Source organism: Gordonia sp. ABSL11-1, from assembly GCF_030315685.1.
In the GTDB taxonomy this organism is placed as follows: Bacteria; Actinomycetota; Actinomycetes; order Mycobacteriales; family Mycobacteriaceae; genus Gordonia.
The window spans coordinates 1-20,475 of record NZ_JASXSI010000012.1 but is presented as its reverse complement, the minus strand read 5'-3'; the positions used below and the strand labels follow the sequence as shown (position 1 = coordinate 20,475).

The following is a 20,475-nucleotide window of genomic DNA, read 5'->3' as shown; positions in this document are numbered from 1 at the left end:
CTCATATAGTGGGATGAGGCCCGGTGCCGTTTCTGCTCGACCGCTAAGTGAGCCAGGTGCTCCAATCGCGTGAATCCCGTTCATTCACTTCACCATTGGAGAATCCCGTGGCAACTGAAACCACTACCGCCAATCCGACTCTGCTCCAGGAGCAGGTCGCCAGCCTCCTGGTCCAGCCCTTGGAGGCCCAGTCCGTCGTACTGGCCAGCTCGCCGAAGATCTTCGACACCTCCAGCCCGCTGCGCATCCCCCGGCTCACCTCCGGCGCATCGGTCGGCTTCGTCGCCGAGGGTGCCCAGATCCCCGAGGGCGACGTGTCGTTCGATGAGGTCAAGCTCCTGCCCTCGGATCTCAAGTCGCTCAAGGTCATCGTTCGGTTCACCAACGAGCTGATCCGGCAGAGCGTGATCGGCCTGGACGCCGTGCTCAAGACGCGTCTGGTGACCGATGTCGCCAACGCGCTCGACACTGCGCTCCTGTCGGGCACCGGGGCCACCAAGACCATCAAGGGCATCGTCAATCAGGCGGGAGTCCAGACCGGCGTGCTCGACGCCGACAACCCGGACAGCTACCTGGACGCGATCGCCAAGGCGCACGCGGCCGAGGTCACGCCCAACCGCTGGTTCATCAACAGCCAGGATTTCATCGCGCTGCGCAAGGCGAAGGACTCGCAGGGCCGCTAGCTCCTGGAGACCGACCTCACCGCCGATGCCGTCTATCGACTGTTCGGCATCCAGGTGACGCCGACCAACAAGCTGGCATTGGGCAAGGCGATCCTGCTCGACACCAACCAGGTGGCGATCGCCCGCGATCTCGCACCCTCGGTCACCCTGCTCCCCGAGCTGTACGCGGCGACCGACGAGACCGCGATCCGCGTCGTCGCGCGGTTCGATCTCGGGCTCCTGCACCCCGAAGGTGTCGTCGTCCTCACTGCGGCCTGACGGTCCCAACAATCGTGGTCCGGGGCTTGGGTTTCGTCACGGTTTCCCAAGCCCCGGGCCGCTTCACCAGGAGGCCGACATGGCAGTAGAACCAATGGATCTCGTTAAGTGGCTCGGGCAGCCGACCACCGACATCGACCTCATGGCCCAGGCTGGCCAGGCGATCACCATGGCGTCGGCCATGTGCGACGCCTACACCCGCGGGCAGCACGTCAAGGCCGATGGATCGACACGTCCCGGCGTCGATGCCGTGGTCCAGATGTCGGCAGCGCGGATGCTCGCCAACCCCGAAGGTCTGCGATACTCGACCGGCGTCGTGACGTTCAATCAGGCATTCGAGGGCTTCACGCTCGCCGAGCGCATCGTCCTGGACCGCTACCGCAAGAAGGCAGCCTGACGTGCCCAGGTTGCCACTCAAGGACAGCGTCACCCTCAAGATCGGCGGAGGCCGGGATGAGAACGATGACCCGATCCCGGCGCAGAACATCCCGATCCGCGCATCGGTCACGCCAATCTCCGGCGACCAGCAAGCCCAGCGTGGCCGATCGACCACGCTCACGACGTACCGGCTCACCGTGACAGATCCGCGCATCGAGCAGGTGACCACCGTCATCTGGCGAGCGCAGACGTACACGCTGGAAGGGCGAGCGATGCCCTACCGCATCGGCAGCGGCAACACCCCGCACCACTACGAGGTGATGATGTCGCTCGGGTCTGGCTGAGATACTGGAGCCATAACCGAATAAGCGGAGGCCGGAAGGTTACCGCACCACGCTGACAGAGGCCCCAGGTCCGAAGATCCGGGGCCTCTGTCATGTGCTGATTGGGCACGTAGTGGGCACGGTGACCCTGATCCAGCACATAAGTACTGGTCACAACGTCGGGCTGACAGGATTTGAACCTGCGACCACTTGACCCCCAGTCAAGTGCGCTACCAAACTGCGCCACAGCCCGTTGCCCCGTTGCCGGGGCGTTGATGAGCGTAGCCGACGAGCGCCCATTCGAACCAATCGCCTGGTCAGAACGGTCTACACGACGACGACGCCGCGGCGGTCAGGTCGTGGTCGAGCGACCCTTGACCCACATCCAGCCCGCGGTGATCAGGATGGCACCCACGATCGAACCGATGATCCCGCTGGGCCGGAAATCCAGCCCGTCACCGGCGAGCAGGCTGATGAGCAGACCGCCGACGAACGAGCCGACGAGCCCCGCGACGATCGCCAGGCCCCAGTCGATTCCCTTGGCACCTCGACCGAGGACCAGTTGCGCGCCTGCGCCGATCAGCATTCCGAACAGGATGATTCCGATGATGAGCACGGGTGGAAGTATCGCACGCCCGCCGACTCAGATCGCGTACCCCTCAGCGTTTGCGGCGTTGCTCGCGCTTGTCGCGCACACGGACGTTGACCCGCACCGGTGAGCCGTCGAAGTTGAACTCCTCGCGGAGTCGGCGTTCCAGGAACCGGCGGTACCCGGCCTCCAGGAATCCCGTCGTGAACAGCACGAAGGTCGGGGGTCGGGTCGCCGCCTGGGTGGCGAACATGACCCGCGGCTGTCGTCCTCCCCGTAGCGGTGGCGGCGTGGCCGCGATGACCTCTTTGAGCCAGTTGTTGAGGCGGCCCGTGGCGACTCGCTTGTCCCAGGACGCCAACGCACCATCGAGGGCGGGCACCAACTTCTGCACCGAACGGCCGGTGCTCGCCGAGATGTTGACCCGTCGTGCCCACGGCACACGGGCCAGCTCGCGATCGATCTCCTTGTCGAGCTGATACCGGCGGTCCTCGTCGACCAGGTCCCACTTGTTGAAGGCGATGACCAGCGCGCGACCACTCTCGATGATCATCGACAGCACCCGCAGGTCCTGCTCGGTGATCGGCTCGGACGCGTCGATGAGCAGGATCGCGACCTCGGCCGCGTCGAGGGCGGCGCGTGTCCGCAGCGACGCGTAGTACTCGTGACCGCTCGCGGTCCGGACCTTGCGTCGCAACCCGGCCGTGTCCACGAACTGCCAGGCCTTCCCACCGAGTTCGATGAGCTCGTCGACCGGGTCGACCGTCGTCCCGGCGACGTTGTCGACCACCGAACGCTCCGAGCCCGCCAGTTTGTTCAACAGTGAGCTCTTGCCGACATTCGGCTTGCCCACCAGCGCAACCCGTCGCGGTCCACCCATCGCCGGCGCCTCACGCGGCGTCTCCGGCAGCGCGGCGAGGATGACGTCGAGCAGGTCGCCGGCACCACGACCGTGCGCCGCCGACACCGGCTGGGGTTCGCCGAGTCCCAGCGACCACAGTGTGGCGGCCTCGGCCTCGGCCCGTTCGCTGTCGATCTTGTTGGCGGCCAAGATGACCGGCGTCTTCGATCGGCGTAGCACCCGCGCCACGGCCTCGTCGGTCGCGGTGGCACCGACGGTGGCGTCGACGACCAGCACGATCGCGTCCGCCGTTCGCATCGCCAGTTCCGCCTGCGCCGCGACGGCCTGCTGCAGCCCCTTCGCATCCGGCTCCCAGCCGCCGGTGTCGACGACGGTGAATCGTTGTCCCGACCAGCTCGCCGCGTAGGAGACGCGATCGCGGGTCACCCCGGGGATGTCCTCGACGACCGCTTCGCGGCGGCCCAGGATGCGGTTGACGAGAGTCGACTTGCCGACGTTGGGGCGGCCCACGATCGCGACCACCGGTACCGGCGTCGCATCGACCGGTTGCCCGTCGACATCGACATCGACCAGTTCCCAATCGGTTTCGTCCGACCATGTCCCGTCACCTGGCAAGGCGAGGTCGTCCCCGGGCGAGCCGGGAAGGTTCTGCTCGGTCACGACTGCACTCCGATCCGGTCGCGCACGAGACCGCCGAGGGTGTCGACGACCTCGTCGAGGGTGAGGTCACTGGTGTCGACGAGGACGGCGTCGTCGGCGGGCCGAAGTGGCGACACCGCCCGTGTCGAGTCCAGATGATCACGACGATTGACATCCGCGAGCACCGCGGCGACGTCGCCGGCGCGGCCGGCGGCGACGTTCTGCCGGTGACGTCGCATCGCACGTGCCTCCGGTGTCGCGGTGAGGTAGATCTTCAGATCAGCGTCCGGGAACACGACCGTGCCGATGTCGCGGCCCTCCACCACGACGAAGGCACCCTGTGCCTCGCGGCGTTGCACCGCAACGAGTTTGGTACGCACCGCAGACACCGCGGAGACCGCGGACACCGCTGTGGTCACCGCGTCGGTGCGGATCTCGGCGGAGACATCCGTGCCGTCGAGATAGATCGTCGATCCGCCGCCCGCGACGTCGAGGTTGATGTCGGCGCGGTCGACCACGTCGCTGATCGCCGAGGGATCATCCAGGGACACATCGGCATTCAGCACCGCCAACGTCGCCGCCCGATACATGGCACCGGTGTCGAGGAATTGTGCGCCGACCCGGTCGGCGAGGATCTTCGACACCGTCGACTTGCCGGTGCCGGCGGGGCCGTCGATGGCGATGACGCGGGTAGCCGCGCTCACAGCCCGACCGCCTTGTACAGCTCACCGATCTCGTTGCGGTTGAGGACCCGCAGGCTGCCCGGTCGTTGCTCACCGAGCGCGACGGCACCGACATGGGTCCGTACGAGGGCGGTCACCGGGAACCCGACTTCCTCCATCATGCGGCGCACGATCCGGTTGCGTCCTTCGTGCAGCGTGATTCGAACCAGCGACTGCCCTTCGTACACCGACACGGCGGTGAAGGAATCCACCGCGACCGGGCCGTCCTCGAGTTCGACACCGGCGCGCAGGGTGCGCCCCAGCGAGCGCGGGATCTCGCCACGCAACGTCGCCATGTACGTCTTGGGGACCTCGTAGGACGGGTGCATCAGTCGATGTGCCAACTCACCGTCGTTGGTCAGCAGGAGCAGGCCCTCGGTGTCTGCGTCGAGGCGTCCGACGTGGAACAGTCGCTGTCCCGCCATCACCCGCTCGGCGACGATGTCACCCACGCACGGGCGGCCCTGGTCGTCGGACATGGTCGACTGCCAGCCCTTGGGTTTGTTGAGGGCGAGGTACTGCTTGCTCTCGTCGATGATGACCCGGGCACCGTCGACACGGATGATCGCGGTGTCGGGGTTGATGCGCAGCCCCTGCTCGGTGACGATCTCACCGTCGACGTCGACCCGGCCCGCCGCGATCAGCTCTTCGGCGCCACGCCGCGAGGCGACACCGGCGGCGGCCAGCACCTTCTGCAGGCGGACACCGTCGGCGACATAGGTGGCACCGGAGTCGCCGAGGTCACCGTCGGGCACCTGATGTCGTGCGAGTTTGGCGTTGTTGAGGCGGACCTTGCCCGACGTGACGTCCGGCTTCGACGATCCCTTGCGGTGCGGCTTCCTCGTCGAGCCCACCTGCGGGGTGGCCCGGCCCTTGCCGGCGTTCTTTCCGGTTCCGCCCTTGCCCGCCCCTGACTTGCCGGCCGGCTTCTTGCCGGAGGATTGTCGAGCAGAGGGACTCTGTGACGATGCGTTCTTGCCGGTCTTCTGCACGCGCGACGACTTCTTGCGCGGGCCCGGTGTGCCGTCTCGGCTAGCGGATGCCATGGTGATCAGTCCTGTGTGTCGTTGTCCGGGACGGGTACCGACGTATCGTCGGCGGCCGATCCTGATGAATCGTTCTCTGTCGAGTCTGACCGGTGACGGTCGAGTTTGGCGAATCGCGGGTCGGACGACAGTTCCTCGTCGAGATCGTCGATGACGTCCACATCGGGCAACAACGGTGCCAGGTCCGGCAATTCCGAGAGTGACGCGAGTCCCAGTCGTTCGAGGAAGAGTTCCGTGGTCGCGTACATCGTGGCGGTGGTCTGCGGGTCGGTCCCGACCTCGTTGATCAGGCCGCGCGCGACGAGGGTGCGCATCACGCCGTCGACGTTGACGCCACGGATCGCGCTGACACGTGCCCGGGAGACGGGCTGTCGATAGGCGATGACCGCGAGGGTCTCCAGCGCGGCGCGGGTGAGCTTGGAACGCGCGCCGTCCAGGAGGAGTCGCTCGACGTACGGCGCGAACTCGGCGCGGGTGTAGTACCGCCAACCATCGCCGGCGAACCGGAGGTCCATGCCGCTGTTGGTGGCGGTGAGCTCATCGGACATTCGCGCAAGCATCGTGCGGACACGCGCCACGTCCTGTTCGACCGCGGTGGCGAGCTCGGCCGCCGTGACAGGTGTGTCGACCACCAGGAGTACGGCCTCGAGCGCAGACCGCAGCCGGTCGTCGTCCAGGGCCAGCTCGTCGTCGACATCGACCTCCAGGATCCCCTGTCCCGGCGCTGTGTCCTCGTCGAATCCCGGCCCGCTCGCCGCGTTCCCGGTGTCCTCGGTCATCCGTAGTCCTCCGCCTTGTCCATCGTCAGTTCGTCGACGTCCCGGTCGCCGGTCCAGATCACCTGGAGGTCGCCGAGCGCCTCCGGTTGTTCGAAGGCGACGGCACGCTCACGGAACAGCTCCAGGAGTCCGAGGAAGCTGCCCACCACCTCGAGTCCGCTCTCGCATCCGGCGACGAGATCGTGGAACGTGAGCCAGGTACCCGGACTGAGTGTCAGCAGCTCCGCAATCCGACGCGCCTGCGCCGGTACCGACACCGAGTGGACGTCGTGCAGGTGGTCGAGGCCGACGCTGGGTATCGGCCGCGGCGTCATCGCCGATGCAGCGACCTGCGCGAATCGATCGGCATCGACGCCCAGGGTCACTTCGGGCAACAGATCCTCGAACTGCTTCTCGAGCGACACCGCGCGCGGATAGCGTTGCAGCGCAGCCGCTTCGAGCTCTCCGAAAAGTGCAGCGACCTGCTTGTAGGCGCGGTACTGCAGCAGGCGGGCGAACAGCAGGTCCCGCGCCTCGAGCAGCGCGAGATCCTCCGGATCATCGACCTCGCCGGACGGGAGGAGCCGGGCGGCCTTGAGGTCCAGCAGCGTGGCGGCCACCACCAGGAACTCGGTGGTCTGTTCCAGCCCCATCTCCGCGCCCATCTCGCGCGTGTAGGCGATGAAATCGTCGGTGACCTCGTGCAGGGCCACCTCGGTGACGTCGAGACGGTGCTGGCTGATCAGGTTGAGCAGGAGGTCGAACGGTCCCTCGAAGTTCCGCAACCTGACCTGGAAACCGGTGGGCTTCTCCTCTGCCTCGGCCTCCCCCACCGCTGATTCGGCAGCCTCTGTGCCCACGTCCGGGTCGGCCACCTCGGGGTCGGCCACCTCGGGCCCGGGTGCGTCCGAGTCGGTCACGCCCGCCTCGGCGAGCACACTCGCGTCGTCGGACTCGATCATGTGGAACGTGAATCGCGGGCGATGACCTCCCGCGCGAGCGCACGATAGGCCTTCGCGCCCGCCGACTTGGGTGCCCACGAGGTGATCGGTTCGCCGGCGACACTCGTCTCGGGGAACCGGACGGTCCGGCTGATGACGGTGTCGTAGACCGCGTCACCGAAGACCTCGACCACTCGTGCCATGACCTCACGCGAGTGCAGTGTGCGGGCGTCGAACATCGTGACGAGGATGCCGCCGAGGGTGAGCCTCGGGTTGAGTCGGTCGCGGACCTTGTCCACGGTGTCGGTGAGCAGCGCGAGCCCGCGGAGGCTGAAGTACTCGCACTCCATCGGGATCACCACGGTGTCGGCGCACGCCAGCGCGTTCACGGTGAGCAGTCCCAACGACGGCTGGCAGTCGATGAGCACGAAGTCGTAGCGGTCGAGCACCGGGTGCAGGGCCCGGTTCAGCGACTGTTCGCGGCCGACCTCGGTGACGAGCTGGATCTCGGCCGCGGACAGGTCGATGTTGCTGGGCAACAGGTCGAGACCCTCGACGCGGGTGCGCATGAGGACCTCGTCGGTCTCCACCTGTGGCGGGACGAGCAGGTTGTAGACCGTCTGCTCCAGATCGTGGTGAGGGACGCCCAGCCCCGCCGACAACGCACCCTGCGGGTCGAGGTCGACCAGCAGGACCCGTCTGCCGTACTCGGCGAGAGCGGCACCCAGGTTGATGGTCGAGGTGGTCTTCCCGACCCCGCCCTTCTGGTTGCACACGGCCACGACCGTCGCCGGACCGTGCCGGTCGAGTGGGGTGGGCTCGGGGATCTCGCGGTAGGGCCGGCCGGTCGGGCCGATCTCGTTCTCGGTGCCGCTGTCCTCGTCGACGTCGTGCGACGGCGTCACCGAGATCCGGTACTGGTCGTCGGCAGACCGCGGTGCCCCCGGGGTGCTCACGTGTCCGCCGCTCCCTTCTTCGCCGAATTGCTGGTCCCAGCGTAGTGCGTCGACGCCCTGATCCCGTGGCGCATCGCCGACGAAGAGACCGGGCAGATATGGATCGCCGATCACCGGGCGCGGGGATGGGCCGTGGCGTAGACCTCACGCATCGTGTTCACGGTGACGAGTGTGTACACCTGGGTGGTGGTCACCGACGCGTGGCCCAGCAGTTCTTGTACGACGCGGACGTCGGCACCACCGTCGAGCAGGTGCGTCGCGAAACTGTGGCGCAGGGTGTGCGGTGACACCGCCTTGTCCAGTCCGACGCGCTGCGCGGCGTCCACCAGCACCTGCCATGCACTCTGCCGGGACAGCCGTCCACCGCGGGCGTTGAGGAACAGCGCCGGGTTCGCACGGCTCGCCAGCGCGGGGCGTCCCCGCACGAGATACGCGTCGATGGCCTCGACGGCCGGGCCCCCGACCGGCACGACCCGCTCCTTGCCACCCTTTCCGGACAGCCGGACCGCGCGGGTGCCGGTGTCGATGTCGTCGACGTCGAGGGCGATGGCCTCCGAGATCCGCGCGCCGCAACTGTAGAGGAGTTCGAGCAGGGCCCGATCACGAAGCGCGCGTGGATGATCCGCAGCGCCGGCGGAGTCCAGGATCGCCAGGACCTCGTCGACGGGCAGCGACTTGGGCAGTCGCCGGGCCGGGCGCGGCGGACGGACCGCATGGGCGACGTCGACGTCGACGACACCCTCGGCCGAGGCGAATTTGTGAAAGCCGCGCACCGCCACCAGGGTCCGCGCGATCGAACTGTCCGCCAGGGGCGTCACGCCGGCCTCGGCGTCACCACGCCGCAGATCCACGAGGAACTCGCGGACGTCGTTCTCGGCGACCTCGGAGAGTCGGTCGATCCCCCGGGACGTCAGGTAGAGCCGATAGCGCTCGAGGTCACGACGATAGGAACTCACCGTGTTGGCCGCGGCTCCGCGCTCCACCGTGAGGTGATCCAGGTAGCGGTCCATGTGTTCGGCGGGATTCACCGCGGACACCGCCACCCCGGTCATCCGCGAGAGCGGCGGTCGCGCAAGGCGACCGGCTCGTCGGTCCAGGGCGCGTCGACTCCGCGCAGCGTGGTGCCGCGGGCGTCCGAGGTGGCCACGGCGAGGATGCCCGCGACGCTGGTCGCGTTGACGATCTCGCCGCTGAGCACTCGGTCGACCGCGTCATCGAGGGAGACCCACTCCACCGACATGTCGGCCTCCTCGTCGTGTCGCTCGGACGCGTCGAGCGCGTGCAGGCCCTCGGCGAGGTAGAGCCGCAACGCCTCGTCGGTGAAGCCCGGGGACAGCGCCAGGTCCACCAGCACCCGCCAGTCGTCGGCGGCCAGATCGACCTCTTCGGCGAGTTCACGGCGCGCGGCCTCGAGCGGGGACTCCCCCGGTCCGCCGTCGAGCAGTCCGGCGGGCAACTCCAGCAACCTGCGTCCGACCGGATGCCGGTACTGGCGGACCATCGCGATCCGGCCCGTCTCGTCGCGCGCGACGACGGCGACCGCACCGAAGTGTTCGACGACCTCACGCTCGGCGACCCGGCCGCCGGGCATGGCGACCTCGTCGACCCGCAACGTGAGAATCGCACCGTCGTAGACGGTCCGGGACTCGTGGACGTCGAACTCGTGACTGCCCGCGGCCTCGGGCGTGCTCTGCTCGTCTCCGGGATCCTGCGTTGCGCCGCTCAAGCTCCGCGTACCTCGGAGTCCTCGAGGACCACCTCGTCGCCGGTCACCGCGGGACGGTCGTAATCGCCGATATCGACCGGAAGGCGTTCGGCCGCCTTGTATTTCAGCGCCGCATCGATGAATGCGCGGAACAGCGGATGCGGTCGCGTCGGCCGGCTCTTGAGTTCCGGGTGGGCCTGGGTGGCCACCAGGAACGGATGAACCGATGCCGGGTACTCGACGAACTCCACGAGATGTCCGTCGGGTGAGGTGCCGGAGAACACCAGGCCGGACTCGGAGATCTTGTCCCGGTAGGAGTTGTTGACCTCGAAGCGATGCCGGTGCCGTTCCGACACATCGGTCGTCTCGTATGCGTTCGCGACGACGCTGCCGGGTCGGAGGATCGCGGGATACGCGCCGAGGCGCATGGTGCCGCCCAGATCGGCCTCGCCGGCGACGGCGTCGGCCTGATCGGCCATGGTCGAGATCACCGGGAACGGGGTGTCCGGATCGAACTCGGTGGAACTCGCCCCGTCCAGACCCGCGGCACGGGCCGCCTCGATGACGACGCACTGCAACCCCAGGCACAGGCCGAGCAGCGGAACACCGCGCTTGCGCGCGTAGTTGATCGCGCCGACCTTGCCCTCGATGCCGCGGATGCCGAACCCGCCCGGGATCAGCACCGCGTGGACATCACCGAGTGCGGCTTGCGCACCTTCGGGGGTCGCACATTCGTCGGACGGCACCCATTTGATCTCGGTGCGGGCCTTCCATGCGAAACCGCCCGCCCGGATCGCCTCGGTCACCGACAGGTAGGCGTCGGGCAGATCCACGTACTTGCCCACGAGCGCCACAGTCACGGTCTCCCGTGGATCGTGGACGCGCTTGAGCAGCTCACCCCACTCGGTCCAGTCCACGTCGCGGAACGGCAGCCCCAGCTTGCGGACCACGTACGCGTCGAGCTGCTCGTGATGCAGCACCTTCGGGATGTCGTAGATCGACGGGGCGTCGGGAGTCGAGATGACGCCCTCGATGTCGACGTCGCACATCAATGCGATCTTCTTCTTCAGGCCCTCGGGCACCTCGCGGTCGCAACGCAGGATCAGCGCGTCCGGCTGGATGCCGACGTTGCGCAGGGCCGCGACCGAGTGCTGGGTCGGCTTGGTCTTGAGCTCCCCGGACGGGGCGAGATACGGGACCAGCGACACGTGCAGGAAGAACACGTTGTCCCGACCGACGTCGTGGCGGATCTGACGGGCTGCCTCGATGAAAGGTTGCGACTCGATGTCGCCGACGGTGCCCCCGATCTCGGTGATCACCACGTCGGGTGCCTCGCCGTCGGCCCCGGGCTCACGCATGGCGAGAACGCGCGCCTTGAGCTCGTCGGTGATGTGCGGGATCACCTGGACGGTCTCTCCGAGGTACTCACCTCGGCGCTCCTTGGCGATGACCGTCGAATACACCTGCCCGGTGGTCACATTGGCCGACTGCGACAGATTGCGGTCCAGGAACCGCTCGTAATGCCCCACGTCGAGGTCTGTCTCGGCCCCGTCCTCGGTGACGAAGACCTCGCCGTGCTGGAAGGGATTCATCGTGCCCGGATCCACGTTGAGATACGGATCGAGTTTCTGCATCGTGACCCGCAGGCCACGCGAGGTGAGAAGTTGTCCGAGACTCGATGCCGTCAGTCCCTTTCCCAGGGACGACGCGACACCGCCCGTCACGAAGATGTGTTTGGTGTCCGTGTGCACACGAAGTGGTCGCAAAATGCGTCTCCCGTCGGCCGATTCAGGCCAGAAAACCCTGATTACCTACGGGACTCCAGGGTAACACCTCGGGGGACGAACCACTGCCGCCACACCGGCGGCGTGCCGTACGCCACGTACGGGCACTCACGCCGCCGGGCCGGGCTCCCCGCCGACAGTGATCGCGCGGGCACCCGGTCCGGTGCCGTACGCGCCGGTCTTGCCGTCGGACTCCTGCGCGAGGACCAAGACCGTCGTGATCCGACCGGTCTGCTGATCCACGTTGTCGACGGTCGAGACCGCGTTGCCGAGTGACGGGTCGGAACGGACGACCGCGATCGGGGATCCGCCTGTCGCCGAGCCCGTGCGACCGACGAGCGCGCCGCCCTGACCACGCGCCGCCATGGCCGCCGCCATCCGGCCGACGAGTTGGCCCTGGGCACCGGCGTCGCCGGGGAGTGCATCGCCACCGACCACGACGACCAGATCGGCCTCGGACACCGCGTTGTCGGCGTACTGGATGAATCCGCCCTCACGCAGCGCCTGCAGACCGAGTCGGGTGTCACCGGCCGTGGCGCCCGACTGGCCGTCGCGATGGAGGGCGAGCGCACCGACGAGATCGCCGATGCGGCCACCCGAGTCGGTGAGTTCGGCCCGCAGCGTCGTGCCCGGCGGAATGGTCTGGTCGACGATCGTGCGCAACTGTTCGGCGTTCTGGTCCCGCACCAGCGCGTCGGTGAGGGCGATCTGACCGGAGAACCGCGCGCCGGCGGACGAGATCGACTCCTTCACCGCGTCGACGTCGGGATCTGCGGCGTCCGGGGTGGTGACGACCAGGACCGACTGCCCCTTCAGCGTGCCGTCGATCAGTCGCGGCGCTACGGCCGCTCCGAAACTGTTGGCCGCGTTGACCTGCTCGTTGAGTTCGTCGCGCTGCTTCTCGAGGTCGCCGAGACGGTCCCTGGAGGATCCGGTGAGCGAGTTGACCTGATCACCGATGAACCCGGACCCGAGGAACAGACCGACCGCGAGGGCCAGGAAGACCGCGACGAGCGAGATCGCGTGCTGCCGTGGAGAGATCATCGATCACCTGTTCCAGACGCCCTTGGCCCATTCGACGGCCTGGTGGTACTGCGCGACAGCCCAGTCGGTGACCTCCGGTCCCATGTTGGACAGCAGCACGGCCGCGATGACCGCGATGAGCGCGGCCAGGATCACGCAGGCGATCGCCGCCCCCGAGATCCGGCTGCGATACAGCGTGGCAACGGCTTTGGCGTCGACGAGCTTCGGTCCGACCTTCAGGCGGGTGAGGAAGGTCGACGGATTGCTCTCGCGACGAGACCTGTCGAAGAAGTCGTCGAGTGTTCCGCCGTATCCGACGGTGACGATGAGGTCGGCGCCGTGATAGTCGGCCAGCAGCAGGGCTAGGTCGGAGGCAGAACCGGCCGCAGGGAACGTCGTGGCGCCCACGCCCAGGTCCTGAATACGCGCCAGACCAGGGGCATGACCGTCGGTGTCGGCCGGGAGGACCAGCTGCGCACCGGATTTCAGCGTTGCAGTCTTCATGTCGTCCGGATCACCGACGATGAGCGCGGGCTTGTACCCCGCCTTGATGAGGGTGTCCGCGCCGGCACCCACACCGATGACCACCGGCGAGTACTCCTTGATGAACGGCTTCAATGCCCGCAGATCGGCCACGCGGTCGGGACCGTCACCGACGATGATCACATGACGACCGGCGAGATCGACGTCGACATCCGGCACACCCACGCCGTCGATCAGCAGCGGGGACTCACTGCGGATGAACTCGATCGTGTTGCCCGAGAACGCCTCCAGATGATCGACCAGGCCTGTCTTCGCCTCGATCATCATGTCCGCGATGTCGCGTTCCTCGAGTTCGGTCCCCAGCGCCAGCCTGCGTTCCCCGACGAAGAGCCGGTCGTTGTGGACGCGCAGCTTGGCGCCGTCCTTGACCCGCTTGAAGACCTCGTCGCCCACGTTGTCGAGCAGGACGATGCCCGACGCCACCAGCACCTCGGGTCCGAGGTTCGGGTACCGCCCGGAGATCGATGACGACGCATTGACGACGGCGACCACGTTGGCCGCAACCAGTGCGTCCGCGGTGACACGGTCGAGATCGATCTCGTCCAGGATGGCGATGTCGCCGGGGCCGACTCGGTCGAGGAGCCGGCGGGTGTTCTTGTCGATCCTGGCTATTCCGGTGACGCCAGGGAGTTCGTCAGTCGTACGGGCAAGCAGGGCGGGCATCTTCATGACGCCCATGATTGACGGATCGACGTTCCGATCCGTGGAGGCGCGCCGCAACATCCGCAACTTTTGTCACACGAGTAACACCAGCCGCAGCGCTTGGATGTGTCAGGTGGTCATGTCAGCGGCGCGGCGGCGCAGCGACAGACTTCTCGCTCTCCGCCGTCGCGAGCAGCTCTTCGGCGTGCGCGCGGCCGGTGTCGGAATCTCCCAGACCGGCGAGCATGCGGGCCAGTTCGGCCACCCGCTCGTCGCGATCGAGGGTTCGGACGGTACTGGTGTTCGGTCGGTTCTTCTTGGCACCGCCGGTGTTCTTGCCGATCACGAGATGGTTGTCGGCGAACGCCGCCACCTGCGGGAGGTGGGTGACCACGATGACCTGATGGGCGCGGGCGAGTCCGGCGAGCCGACGGCCGATCTCAACGGCCGCCCGGCCGCCGACACCCGCGTCGACCTCGTCGAAGACCATGATCGACCCGCTGGTCGGGGCGGCCAGCACGACCTCCATCGCGAGCATGACGCGCGACAGCTCACCCCCGGACGCCGATTTGGCGATGGGCAGCGCAGTGGCGCCCTTGTGGGCGAGAAGGGCGAACTCGACCCGATCGGCGCCGTCGGCCCCCGCATGTGCGTTGCGACCGTCGAGATCGATGGCCAGGCGGTCGTCGTCGGTGGCGGGATCCAGCCCGACCTCGACGGCGAGCAGAGCATCGCCCATCGCGAGGCCGGCGAGTTCGGCGGACACCTTTGTCGCCATGGACTTGGCCGCGGTGGCGCGTCGCTTGTGGAGCTTCGTCGCCTCCTCCTGCACCTTCTCCCGCGCGGCCGACGCCGCGTTCTCGAGTTCGGTGATCGATCGGTGCGGGTCATCGATCTCGGCCAGTCTCGACTCGGCAGAGGTGCGCCATGCGATGACACCGTCGATGTCGGGTGCGTACTTGCGGACGAGTGCCTTCAGCTCGGCCTGCCGGTTGAGCAACTTGTCGAGTTCCTCGGCGTCCGCAGGCAGATCGGCGAGAAATGACGTCAGTTCCTCGCCGACGTCGGTGACGACGGTCAGCGCCTCGGTCACGCGCGGCAGCAACTCGCGGAGCGTGTCGTCGGCGGTGGCCTCGAGGATGCTGCGTACCTGACCGAGACCTTCGACGACGGATGCGCCGTCGCCGATGACGATCTCGTGCGACTGGGCACCCGCGGTGCGGATCGTCTCGAGGTCCGAGAGCCGCCGGATGGTGGCGGAGAGTTCCGCGTCCTCGCCGGGAGCAGGGTCGACGGCAGCGATCTCGTCGATGCCGAAACGCAGACGGTCGGCTTCCTGTGCCAGTTCGCGATAGTTCGTCCGCCGCGCGTCGAGGTCATCGAGCACCGCCACCCATTCGTCGCGCGCAGCACGGTAGCTCGACAGCGCACCCGCGACCGACGACCCGGCGAACGTGTCCAGCGCGGCCCGCTGGTGCTCCGGCTTGAGGAGGCGCAGCTGATCGTTCTGCCCGTGGATGGTGAGCAGGTGGTTGGTGAGCCGACCCATCACCCCGACGGGCACGGAACGGCCACCGAGGTGGGCGCGAGATCGCCCGTCGGAGTTGACCGATCGGACCGCGATCATGGATCCGTCGTCGTCGACGTCGGCACCGGAGGCCTCGAGGATCTCCGCCACCACCGGATCCGAGATCGGGTCGTCGTCATCGGCCGTCCCGGACAGCCGGAACCGCCCCTCGACTGTGGCCTTGCTGTCGCCGGATCGCACCCGCGAGGCATCCGCTCGGGCACCGGAGAGCAGATGGAGACTCGTCACGATCATGGTCTTGCCGGCACCGGTCTCACCGGTCAGGACGGTGAAACCGGGATGGAATTGCGCCGAGGCCTGCTCGATGACACCCAGGCCCTCGATGGACAGTTCTTCGAGCACGTCAGGTAAGCCTCCCCCGCCAGCCTGTCACCGGTAGATCGAATTTGGTCACCAGACGATCGGTGAACGGTTCGGAATCGATTCGCACCCAGCGCACCGATCGTTCACTTCGTACGACCTCCACGCGCGCTCCGGCCGGGACGTCGATCCGTCTGCGGCCGTCGCACAGTGCTACCGCCGCCCGACCGCCCTTGTCGATCTCCACGGCGATTCGCGACCGGGGGCTCGTCACGAGCGGGCGCGCGAACAGTGCGTGCGCGTTGCTCGGCACCACCAGAATCGCCTCGAGGTCCGGCCACATCACCGGCCCCCCGGCGGAGAACGCGTACGCGGTGGACCCTGTCGGGGTCGACACCAGCACACCGTCCGCACCGAACGCAGAGACAGGACGCCCGTCGACCTCGGTGACGAGTTCGAGGACGCCGTTGTTGGTCCGGTTGAGGATCGCGATCTCGTTCAGCGCCCAGCTCTGGATCGGGGTCTCGTCCGGCCGCGCCGGGTCGATCACCGACACGTCGAGAGTCATCCTCGGCTCGACCCGATAATCACGGTCGATGAGCTGACGCATCACCTCGTCGACACGGTTCGCTTCGGCCTCGGCCAGGAATCCGATGCGACCCAGGTTGATACCGAGCACCGGCACCTGGGCGGGATAGGCGAGTTCGGCGGCCCTCAGAAATGTCCCGTCGCCACCGAGGACGATGACGACCTCACATCCTTCGGCCGAGGCCGGCACGGCGGATGTCACCTCGACGGCGGCCCCGATGCTGCGCAGGTGTTCGGGATCGACGGGGTGGCTCTCGGGCCGCTGAGGATCCGCGACCAGGGTCTCGACGTGGGTGCCGTGTTCCTCGCGCACCTTGGTGTCGTGATCGACCACCCGGAGTCGGACGCCGACGGCCGCGCAATGGCGCGCGATCGCATCCATCGTTCGCGTGACGATCTCCCGGCCGGTGTGGGCGACCACCAAGAACTCCCGATGCCCCGCCCGATCGGCGACCGTGTCGTTGGCCACAGTGGTCCCTTCGTCTGTCAGCGGGGTCCGTTCTCGACGGCGTGGCCGATCATGTCGATCAGCCACGTGTCGTGCGTGGAGCCCCCGGTAGAGTCCGCCCGGACATCGACCCTATCCGGCGGCGGCGGGTTCGCGTCGGACTGGTCGTGCACAGGGGCGATGGCCTCGCGTTCCTTGCGCAGCCACAGGAAGTACTCGACGTTGCCCGACGGTCCGGGCAGCGGACTCGCAATGACTCCACGGGTGTCGAGCCCGAGCCGCGCGGCCGCACGGGCAACGGCCAGGACGGCGTCGGCCCGCTGTTGCGGATCACGCACGACCCCGCCGGATCCCACGCGGTCCTTGCCGACCTCGAACTGCGGTTTCACCATCGGGAGCAGGTCCCCGCCGATCCGGGTGCACGACGCCAGCGCGGGTAGGACGAGAGCCAACGAGATGAAGGACAGGTCGGCGACGACGAGGTCGACCGGGCCATCGATCTGATCGGGCGTCAGTCGCCGCACATTGGTGCGGTCGTGGACGCGGACGCGTGCGTCGGCCTGCAGTCGCCACACAAGCTGCCCGTACCCGACGTCGACGGCGACGACCTCTGCCGCCGCGTGTCGGAGCAGGACGTCGGTGAAGCCACCCGTCGACGCGCCCGCGTCGAGACACCGACGACCCGCGACCGAGAGTCCTTCCGGCACGAACGCATCCAGAGCTCCGAGCAGTTTGTGGGCGCCGCGTGACGCCCAGTCGTCACCGACGGTCTCGACAACGACGATCGGCGTGTCGCGGCCGACATTGGTGGCCGCTTTCGCTGCCACCACCCCGTTGACCTTGACCAGGCCCTCGGTGATGAGTGTGCGGGCCTGCTCCCGCGATCTCGCGAGGCCGCGACGGACGAGTTCGGCGTCGAGGCGCGCACGTGGAGCCACGTGTCAGCTGTCCGTCATCGCGGATCGACGTCCTCGAGAGCCGACGTCAGCACCTCATGAGCGCGCTCGAGGAGTTCGGTCTGGCGCGCCAGCGCGTCGAGATCGAAGGTGTCACCGGTGGACTGCCGGACCTCGTCTACCTGGCGGAGCAACTCGACGACGGCGTCGGTGACGGTGCCCGGGTCAGACTCACCGATGGTCGAATCCTGATGCGGTGTGGTCGGGTACGGCACCGGCGGATCCGAGTTCACCGATGCCTGGGGACCGGTGGTGGTCCGCGGCATCATGTTCGGACCGGGTCGCGGTGGACCCGGGACGGGCCCGCCGTCGCCGGGTCCGCGCTCACGGTTCGGCTCGTCGAGGTGGTCGGTCATGTTGGGCCCAACGCTAGCGCACACGCCCGACGCCGACCGACTCCAGCACGCCGCTGATCTCGGGATTCGCCCCGACCACCCGCAGCAGCGATGGATCGATCTGATCGTCGTCCATGGCCTGCCACACGGCAGCGGCGAGTGCCGGGACCAGAGACTCGGTACGACCATCGCCGTCGATGGTGGCGGTGTCCCCGTCGAACGACACATGCCAGTCCGGCTGAGCTGCGATCCGGACGGCATCCACGTCGTGGAAGAGTCCGGTGAGATCGCCCATGACGAAGGCCGGCCGTTGTTCGGGCGGCGCGATCAGCAGATCGGTCGCCGAGCTGACGCCGGTGAGTACGAGCGCGCTGTCGACTCCCACAGAGTGGGCGCCCTCGATGTCGGTGTCGAGCCGATCACCGACCACCAGCGGGCGGGACGCGTTGCTGCGGGCAATCGCATCGGCCATCAACGGCGCGGCCGGTTTGCCCGCCACCAGCGGCTGCTGGCCTGTCGCGTTGGCCACGGCAGCCACCATCGACCCGTTGCCGACGAGCTTGCCGCGCTCGGACGGGAGTGTCGCGTCGGTGTTGCACGCGATCCAGAGTGCACCCGCATTGATCGCGAGGGCCGCCTCGGACAGCTGTGCCCAGCCGGTCTCGGGTGAATGGCCCTGAATCACCGCGGCCGGGCGGTCGTCGGCGCTGCGCGTCACACCGATACCGACCTCGCGCACCTCCTGAGCGAGTCCGTCGGTTCCGATGACGAGAGCGCGAGAACCCGGGCTGAGGTGTTCGGCGAGCAGACGCGCAGCGGACTGTGCGCTCGTCACGACCTGGTCTGTGGTGGCGTCGAAACCGAGTTCGACGAGGTGCGTCACGACCTCCGCCGGTCGGCGGCTGGCGTTGTTGGTCACGAAATACCGTGCAGCCGTGGTCTTCTCGAGAGACTCGCGCGCGCCGGGCAGCGCCTTGTGGCCCGCGAAGACGGTGCCGTCGAGATCAAGCAGCAGCGCATCATAGCGGGAGGCGAGAGCGATGTCGGTGCTGACGGGGGTTTCCTGCTCCGACGGGGAATCCGCCGTCGGTACGGGCTCTGTGGATTTCACGATGGATTTCACGGAGCCCGGAGCAGCCACCGTATGCGTCGATTCAGGAGCGAGCGCAGCATCTGCCGGCTCTGGGGACTCGGGAGCGACCGATGGAGCCGGAGAGACAACCTCCTGAGCGACAACCTCATCGGACACCGTCGTCGGTGCAGACGACGTCACCGACGACGACTGCTCGGCAGCGCTCACGGCCACGGAGGTCTCGGCCGCACGATTGTCGGCTGCACGATTGTCGGCTGCGAGACTGTCGGTCACAGGATTGTCGTCGGCGTCAGTGGCGTCTCCGTCGACGGGACCCTCGGTCAATTCGACCAGTTTGAGCTCGGCGTCCGTGACGTCGTCGACGTCGGCGGATGCGGCGTTCATGAACCAGGTCATCGCGTCGTCGGTACGGCCGGCAGCCTGCAGTGCAGATGCGTACGCATAGTAGAGGCGCGCGGGGCCGGTGCCGCTTTGACCGGGTTTGAGGTCCGCGGCCTGCAGGGTCACGACAGCCTTCTCCGGTTCGCCGAGATCGATCCGTGCGCCCGACTCGACGATGCGCATCTCGGTGGCTTCTTCACCGGTGAGAGCTCGGCCGTCGTCGCTCCGCGCGATCTCGATGGCCCGCTCGGGACGGCCGAGTCCACGTTCGGAATCCGCGATGAGCGGAAGTAGCGCGGTGTTGCCGGTGATACGACGTGCGGCCCGGAGCTCGGAGACGGCCTCCTGCCACTCGCCGGCGTTGTAGGCGGCGATACCCATGGTCTCGCGAACGAGACCTACGCGACCTGCTCGGCGACGCGCAGCCCGCGCATGCTCGAGAGCAAGCCCGGGATCCTCTTCGAGCAGTCGCGTCACCATCACCAGATGTCGGGCCACGTTCTCGGCGTTCGCCTTGTCCAGCGTCAGCAGATCACGACGGACGTCGGTGTCGAGATCGGACGCAGCGACGTCGATCGGCAACGCGGGCTCGTCCGGACGGCCCGCAGAACCTGTACCCCGCGATGGCCGTGCGCCGCCTGCCGATCGATCCGACCGCGGACCGCCGTCACGGCGGAATCCACCGTCCCGGCCACGTCCGCCATCGCGGCGCGGCGCGCCGTCACGTCGCGGGCCACCGTCGCGGCGGGGCGCGCCATCACGTCGCGGGTTGCGGTCACGGTCGTTCATAACAGCCAATCTATGCCTGGAGCGGGAAGGTCGTCAGCAAATGATTCCACGAGGAGTTCAACAGTGCACGAACTGCTTTCGTGCACTCGTCCCGGGAAATGCCAACGGCCCTGTATCCGATCGAAATCGAATACAGGGCCGTTGG

Annotated in this window: 20 protein-coding genes, 1 tRNA gene and 1 pseudogene; 3 read left to right on the top strand and 19 right to left on the bottom strand. The window is 67.7% G+C overall.

Translation table 11 applies throughout. The features are described 5' to 3' along the window. Positions 1-107: 107 nt before the first annotated feature. From QSJ19_RS14335 to QSJ19_RS14325, 3 genes and pseudogenes are all read left to right on the top strand, one after another. Positions 108-941: pseudogene (locus QSJ19_RS14335) on the top strand (phage major capsid protein). Between the two features lie 79 nt (positions 942-1,020). Beyond that, positions 1,021-1,338 (top strand): hypothetical protein, encoded by a 318-nt coding sequence (locus QSJ19_RS14330; protein ID WP_286321336.1) that lies wholly within the window; start codon positions 1,021-1,023, stop codon positions 1,336-1,338. Between the two features lies 1 nt (position 1,339). Then, positions 1,340-1,663 carry a hypothetical protein gene (locus QSJ19_RS14325; RefSeq protein WP_286321334.1) on the top strand — a complete coding sequence of 108 codons (324 nt, stop codon included), beginning with the start codon at positions 1,340-1,342 and terminating at the stop codon, positions 1,661-1,663. A 158-nt stretch (positions 1,664-1,821) separates the two neighbouring features. Here QSJ19_RS14325 and QSJ19_RS14320 read toward each other — a convergent pair. The 19 genes from QSJ19_RS14320 to QSJ19_RS14230 form a co-directional block, all read right to left on the bottom strand. Next, positions 1,822-1,895 (bottom strand) — tRNA-Pro (locus QSJ19_RS14320). A gap of 99 nt (positions 1,896-1,994) precedes the next feature. After that, positions 1,995-2,258 carry a GlsB/YeaQ/YmgE family stress response membrane protein gene (locus QSJ19_RS14315; RefSeq protein ID WP_286321333.1) on the bottom strand — a complete coding sequence of 88 codons (264 nt, stop codon included), beginning with the start codon at positions 2,256-2,258 and terminating at the stop codon, positions 1,995-1,997. 43 nt (positions 2,259-2,301) lie between these two features. Next, the gene (der, locus tag QSJ19_RS14310) at positions 2,302-3,753 is read right to left on the bottom strand and encodes a ribosome biogenesis GTPase Der (RefSeq protein WP_286321332.1); all 1,452 of its coding nucleotides are present in this window, start codon (positions 3,751-3,753) and stop codon (positions 2,302-2,304) included. Next, the gene (gene cmk, locus QSJ19_RS14305) at positions 3,750-4,436 is read right to left on the bottom strand and encodes a (d)CMP kinase (protein ID WP_286321330.1); all 687 of its coding nucleotides are present in this window, start codon (positions 4,434-4,436) and stop codon (positions 3,750-3,752) included. Before cmk ends, der begins: the two co-directional genes overlap by 4 nt. Next, a complete protein-coding gene (locus tag QSJ19_RS14300; RefSeq protein WP_286321329.1) occupies positions 4,433-5,500 on the bottom strand; it encodes a pseudouridine synthase in 1,068 nt (355 codons plus the stop codon). Before QSJ19_RS14300 ends, cmk begins: the two co-directional genes overlap by 4 nt. 5 nt (positions 5,501-5,505) lie before the next feature. Next, on the bottom strand, positions 5,506-6,279 hold the full coding sequence (gene scpB / locus QSJ19_RS14295) for an SMC-Scp complex subunit ScpB (RefSeq protein ID WP_286321327.1): 774 nt from the start codon (positions 6,277-6,279) through the stop codon (positions 5,506-5,508). Then, the gene (locus QSJ19_RS14290; protein ID WP_286321325.1) at positions 6,276-7,220 is read right to left on the bottom strand and encodes a segregation and condensation protein A; all 945 of its coding nucleotides are present in this window, start codon (positions 7,218-7,220) and stop codon (positions 6,276-6,278) included. The genes scpB and QSJ19_RS14290 overlap by 4 nt, the downstream gene beginning before the upstream one ends. Next, on the bottom strand, positions 7,217-8,155 hold the full coding sequence (locus QSJ19_RS14285) for a ParA family protein (RefSeq protein ID WP_286321530.1): 939 nt from the start codon (positions 8,153-8,155) through the stop codon (positions 7,217-7,219). Before QSJ19_RS14285 ends, QSJ19_RS14290 begins: the two co-directional genes overlap by 4 nt. 110 nt (positions 8,156-8,265) lie before the next feature. Continuing rightward, the gene (xerD, locus tag QSJ19_RS14280; protein ID WP_286321323.1) at positions 8,266-9,207 is read right to left on the bottom strand and encodes a site-specific tyrosine recombinase XerD; all 942 of its coding nucleotides are present in this window, start codon (positions 9,205-9,207) and stop codon (positions 8,266-8,268) included. Then, a complete protein-coding gene (locus QSJ19_RS14275) occupies positions 9,204-9,881 on the bottom strand; it encodes an NUDIX domain-containing protein (protein WP_286321321.1) in 678 nt (225 codons plus the stop codon). Before QSJ19_RS14275 ends, xerD begins: the two co-directional genes overlap by 4 nt. Further along, a complete protein-coding gene (gene pyrG / locus QSJ19_RS14270) occupies positions 9,878-11,626 on the bottom strand; it encodes a CTP synthase (protein ID WP_286321320.1) in 1,749 nt (582 codons plus the stop codon). The genes QSJ19_RS14275 and pyrG overlap by 4 nt, the downstream gene beginning before the upstream one ends. 126 nt (positions 11,627-11,752) lie before the next feature. Next, positions 11,753-12,688, bottom strand: a complete 936-nt coding sequence (locus QSJ19_RS14265) for a copper transporter (RefSeq protein WP_286321318.1) — start codon at positions 12,686-12,688, stop codon at positions 11,753-11,755. A 3-nt stretch (positions 12,689-12,691) separates the two neighbouring features. Further along, the gene (gene steA / locus QSJ19_RS14260; RefSeq protein ID WP_286321316.1) at positions 12,692-13,879 is read right to left on the bottom strand and encodes a putative cytokinetic ring protein SteA; all 1,188 of its coding nucleotides are present in this window, start codon (positions 13,877-13,879) and stop codon (positions 12,692-12,694) included. Between the two features lie 115 nt (positions 13,880-13,994). Then, positions 13,995-15,782, bottom strand: a complete 1,788-nt coding sequence (recN, locus tag QSJ19_RS14255; RefSeq protein ID WP_286321315.1) for a DNA repair protein RecN — start codon at positions 15,780-15,782, stop codon at positions 13,995-13,997. A gap of 1 nt (position 15,783) precedes the next feature. After that, positions 15,784-16,797, bottom strand: coding sequence for an NAD kinase (locus QSJ19_RS14250; protein WP_286321313.1), 1,014 nt, complete (start codon positions 16,795-16,797; stop codon positions 15,784-15,786). A gap of 17 nt (positions 16,798-16,814) precedes the next feature. After that, positions 16,815-17,714 (bottom strand): TlyA family RNA methyltransferase, encoded by a 900-nt coding sequence (locus QSJ19_RS14245; RefSeq protein WP_286321311.1) that lies wholly within the window; start codon positions 17,712-17,714, stop codon positions 16,815-16,817. A 14-nt stretch (positions 17,715-17,728) separates the two neighbouring features. Next, positions 17,729-18,088, bottom strand: coding sequence for a hypothetical protein (locus QSJ19_RS14240; RefSeq protein WP_502876181.1), 360 nt, complete (start codon positions 18,086-18,088; stop codon positions 17,729-17,731). 13 nt (positions 18,089-18,101) lie between these two features. Continuing rightward, positions 18,102-20,123 carry an HAD-IIA family hydrolase gene (locus QSJ19_RS14235; RefSeq protein WP_286321309.1) on the bottom strand — a complete coding sequence of 674 codons (2,022 nt, stop codon included), beginning with the start codon at positions 20,121-20,123 and terminating at the stop codon, positions 18,102-18,104. Continuing rightward, positions 20,066-20,320, bottom strand: a complete 255-nt coding sequence (locus tag QSJ19_RS14230; protein ID WP_286321307.1) for a hypothetical protein — start codon at positions 20,318-20,320, stop codon at positions 20,066-20,068. Before QSJ19_RS14230 ends, QSJ19_RS14235 begins: the two co-directional genes overlap by 58 nt. Positions 20,321-20,475 lie beyond the last annotated feature (155 nt).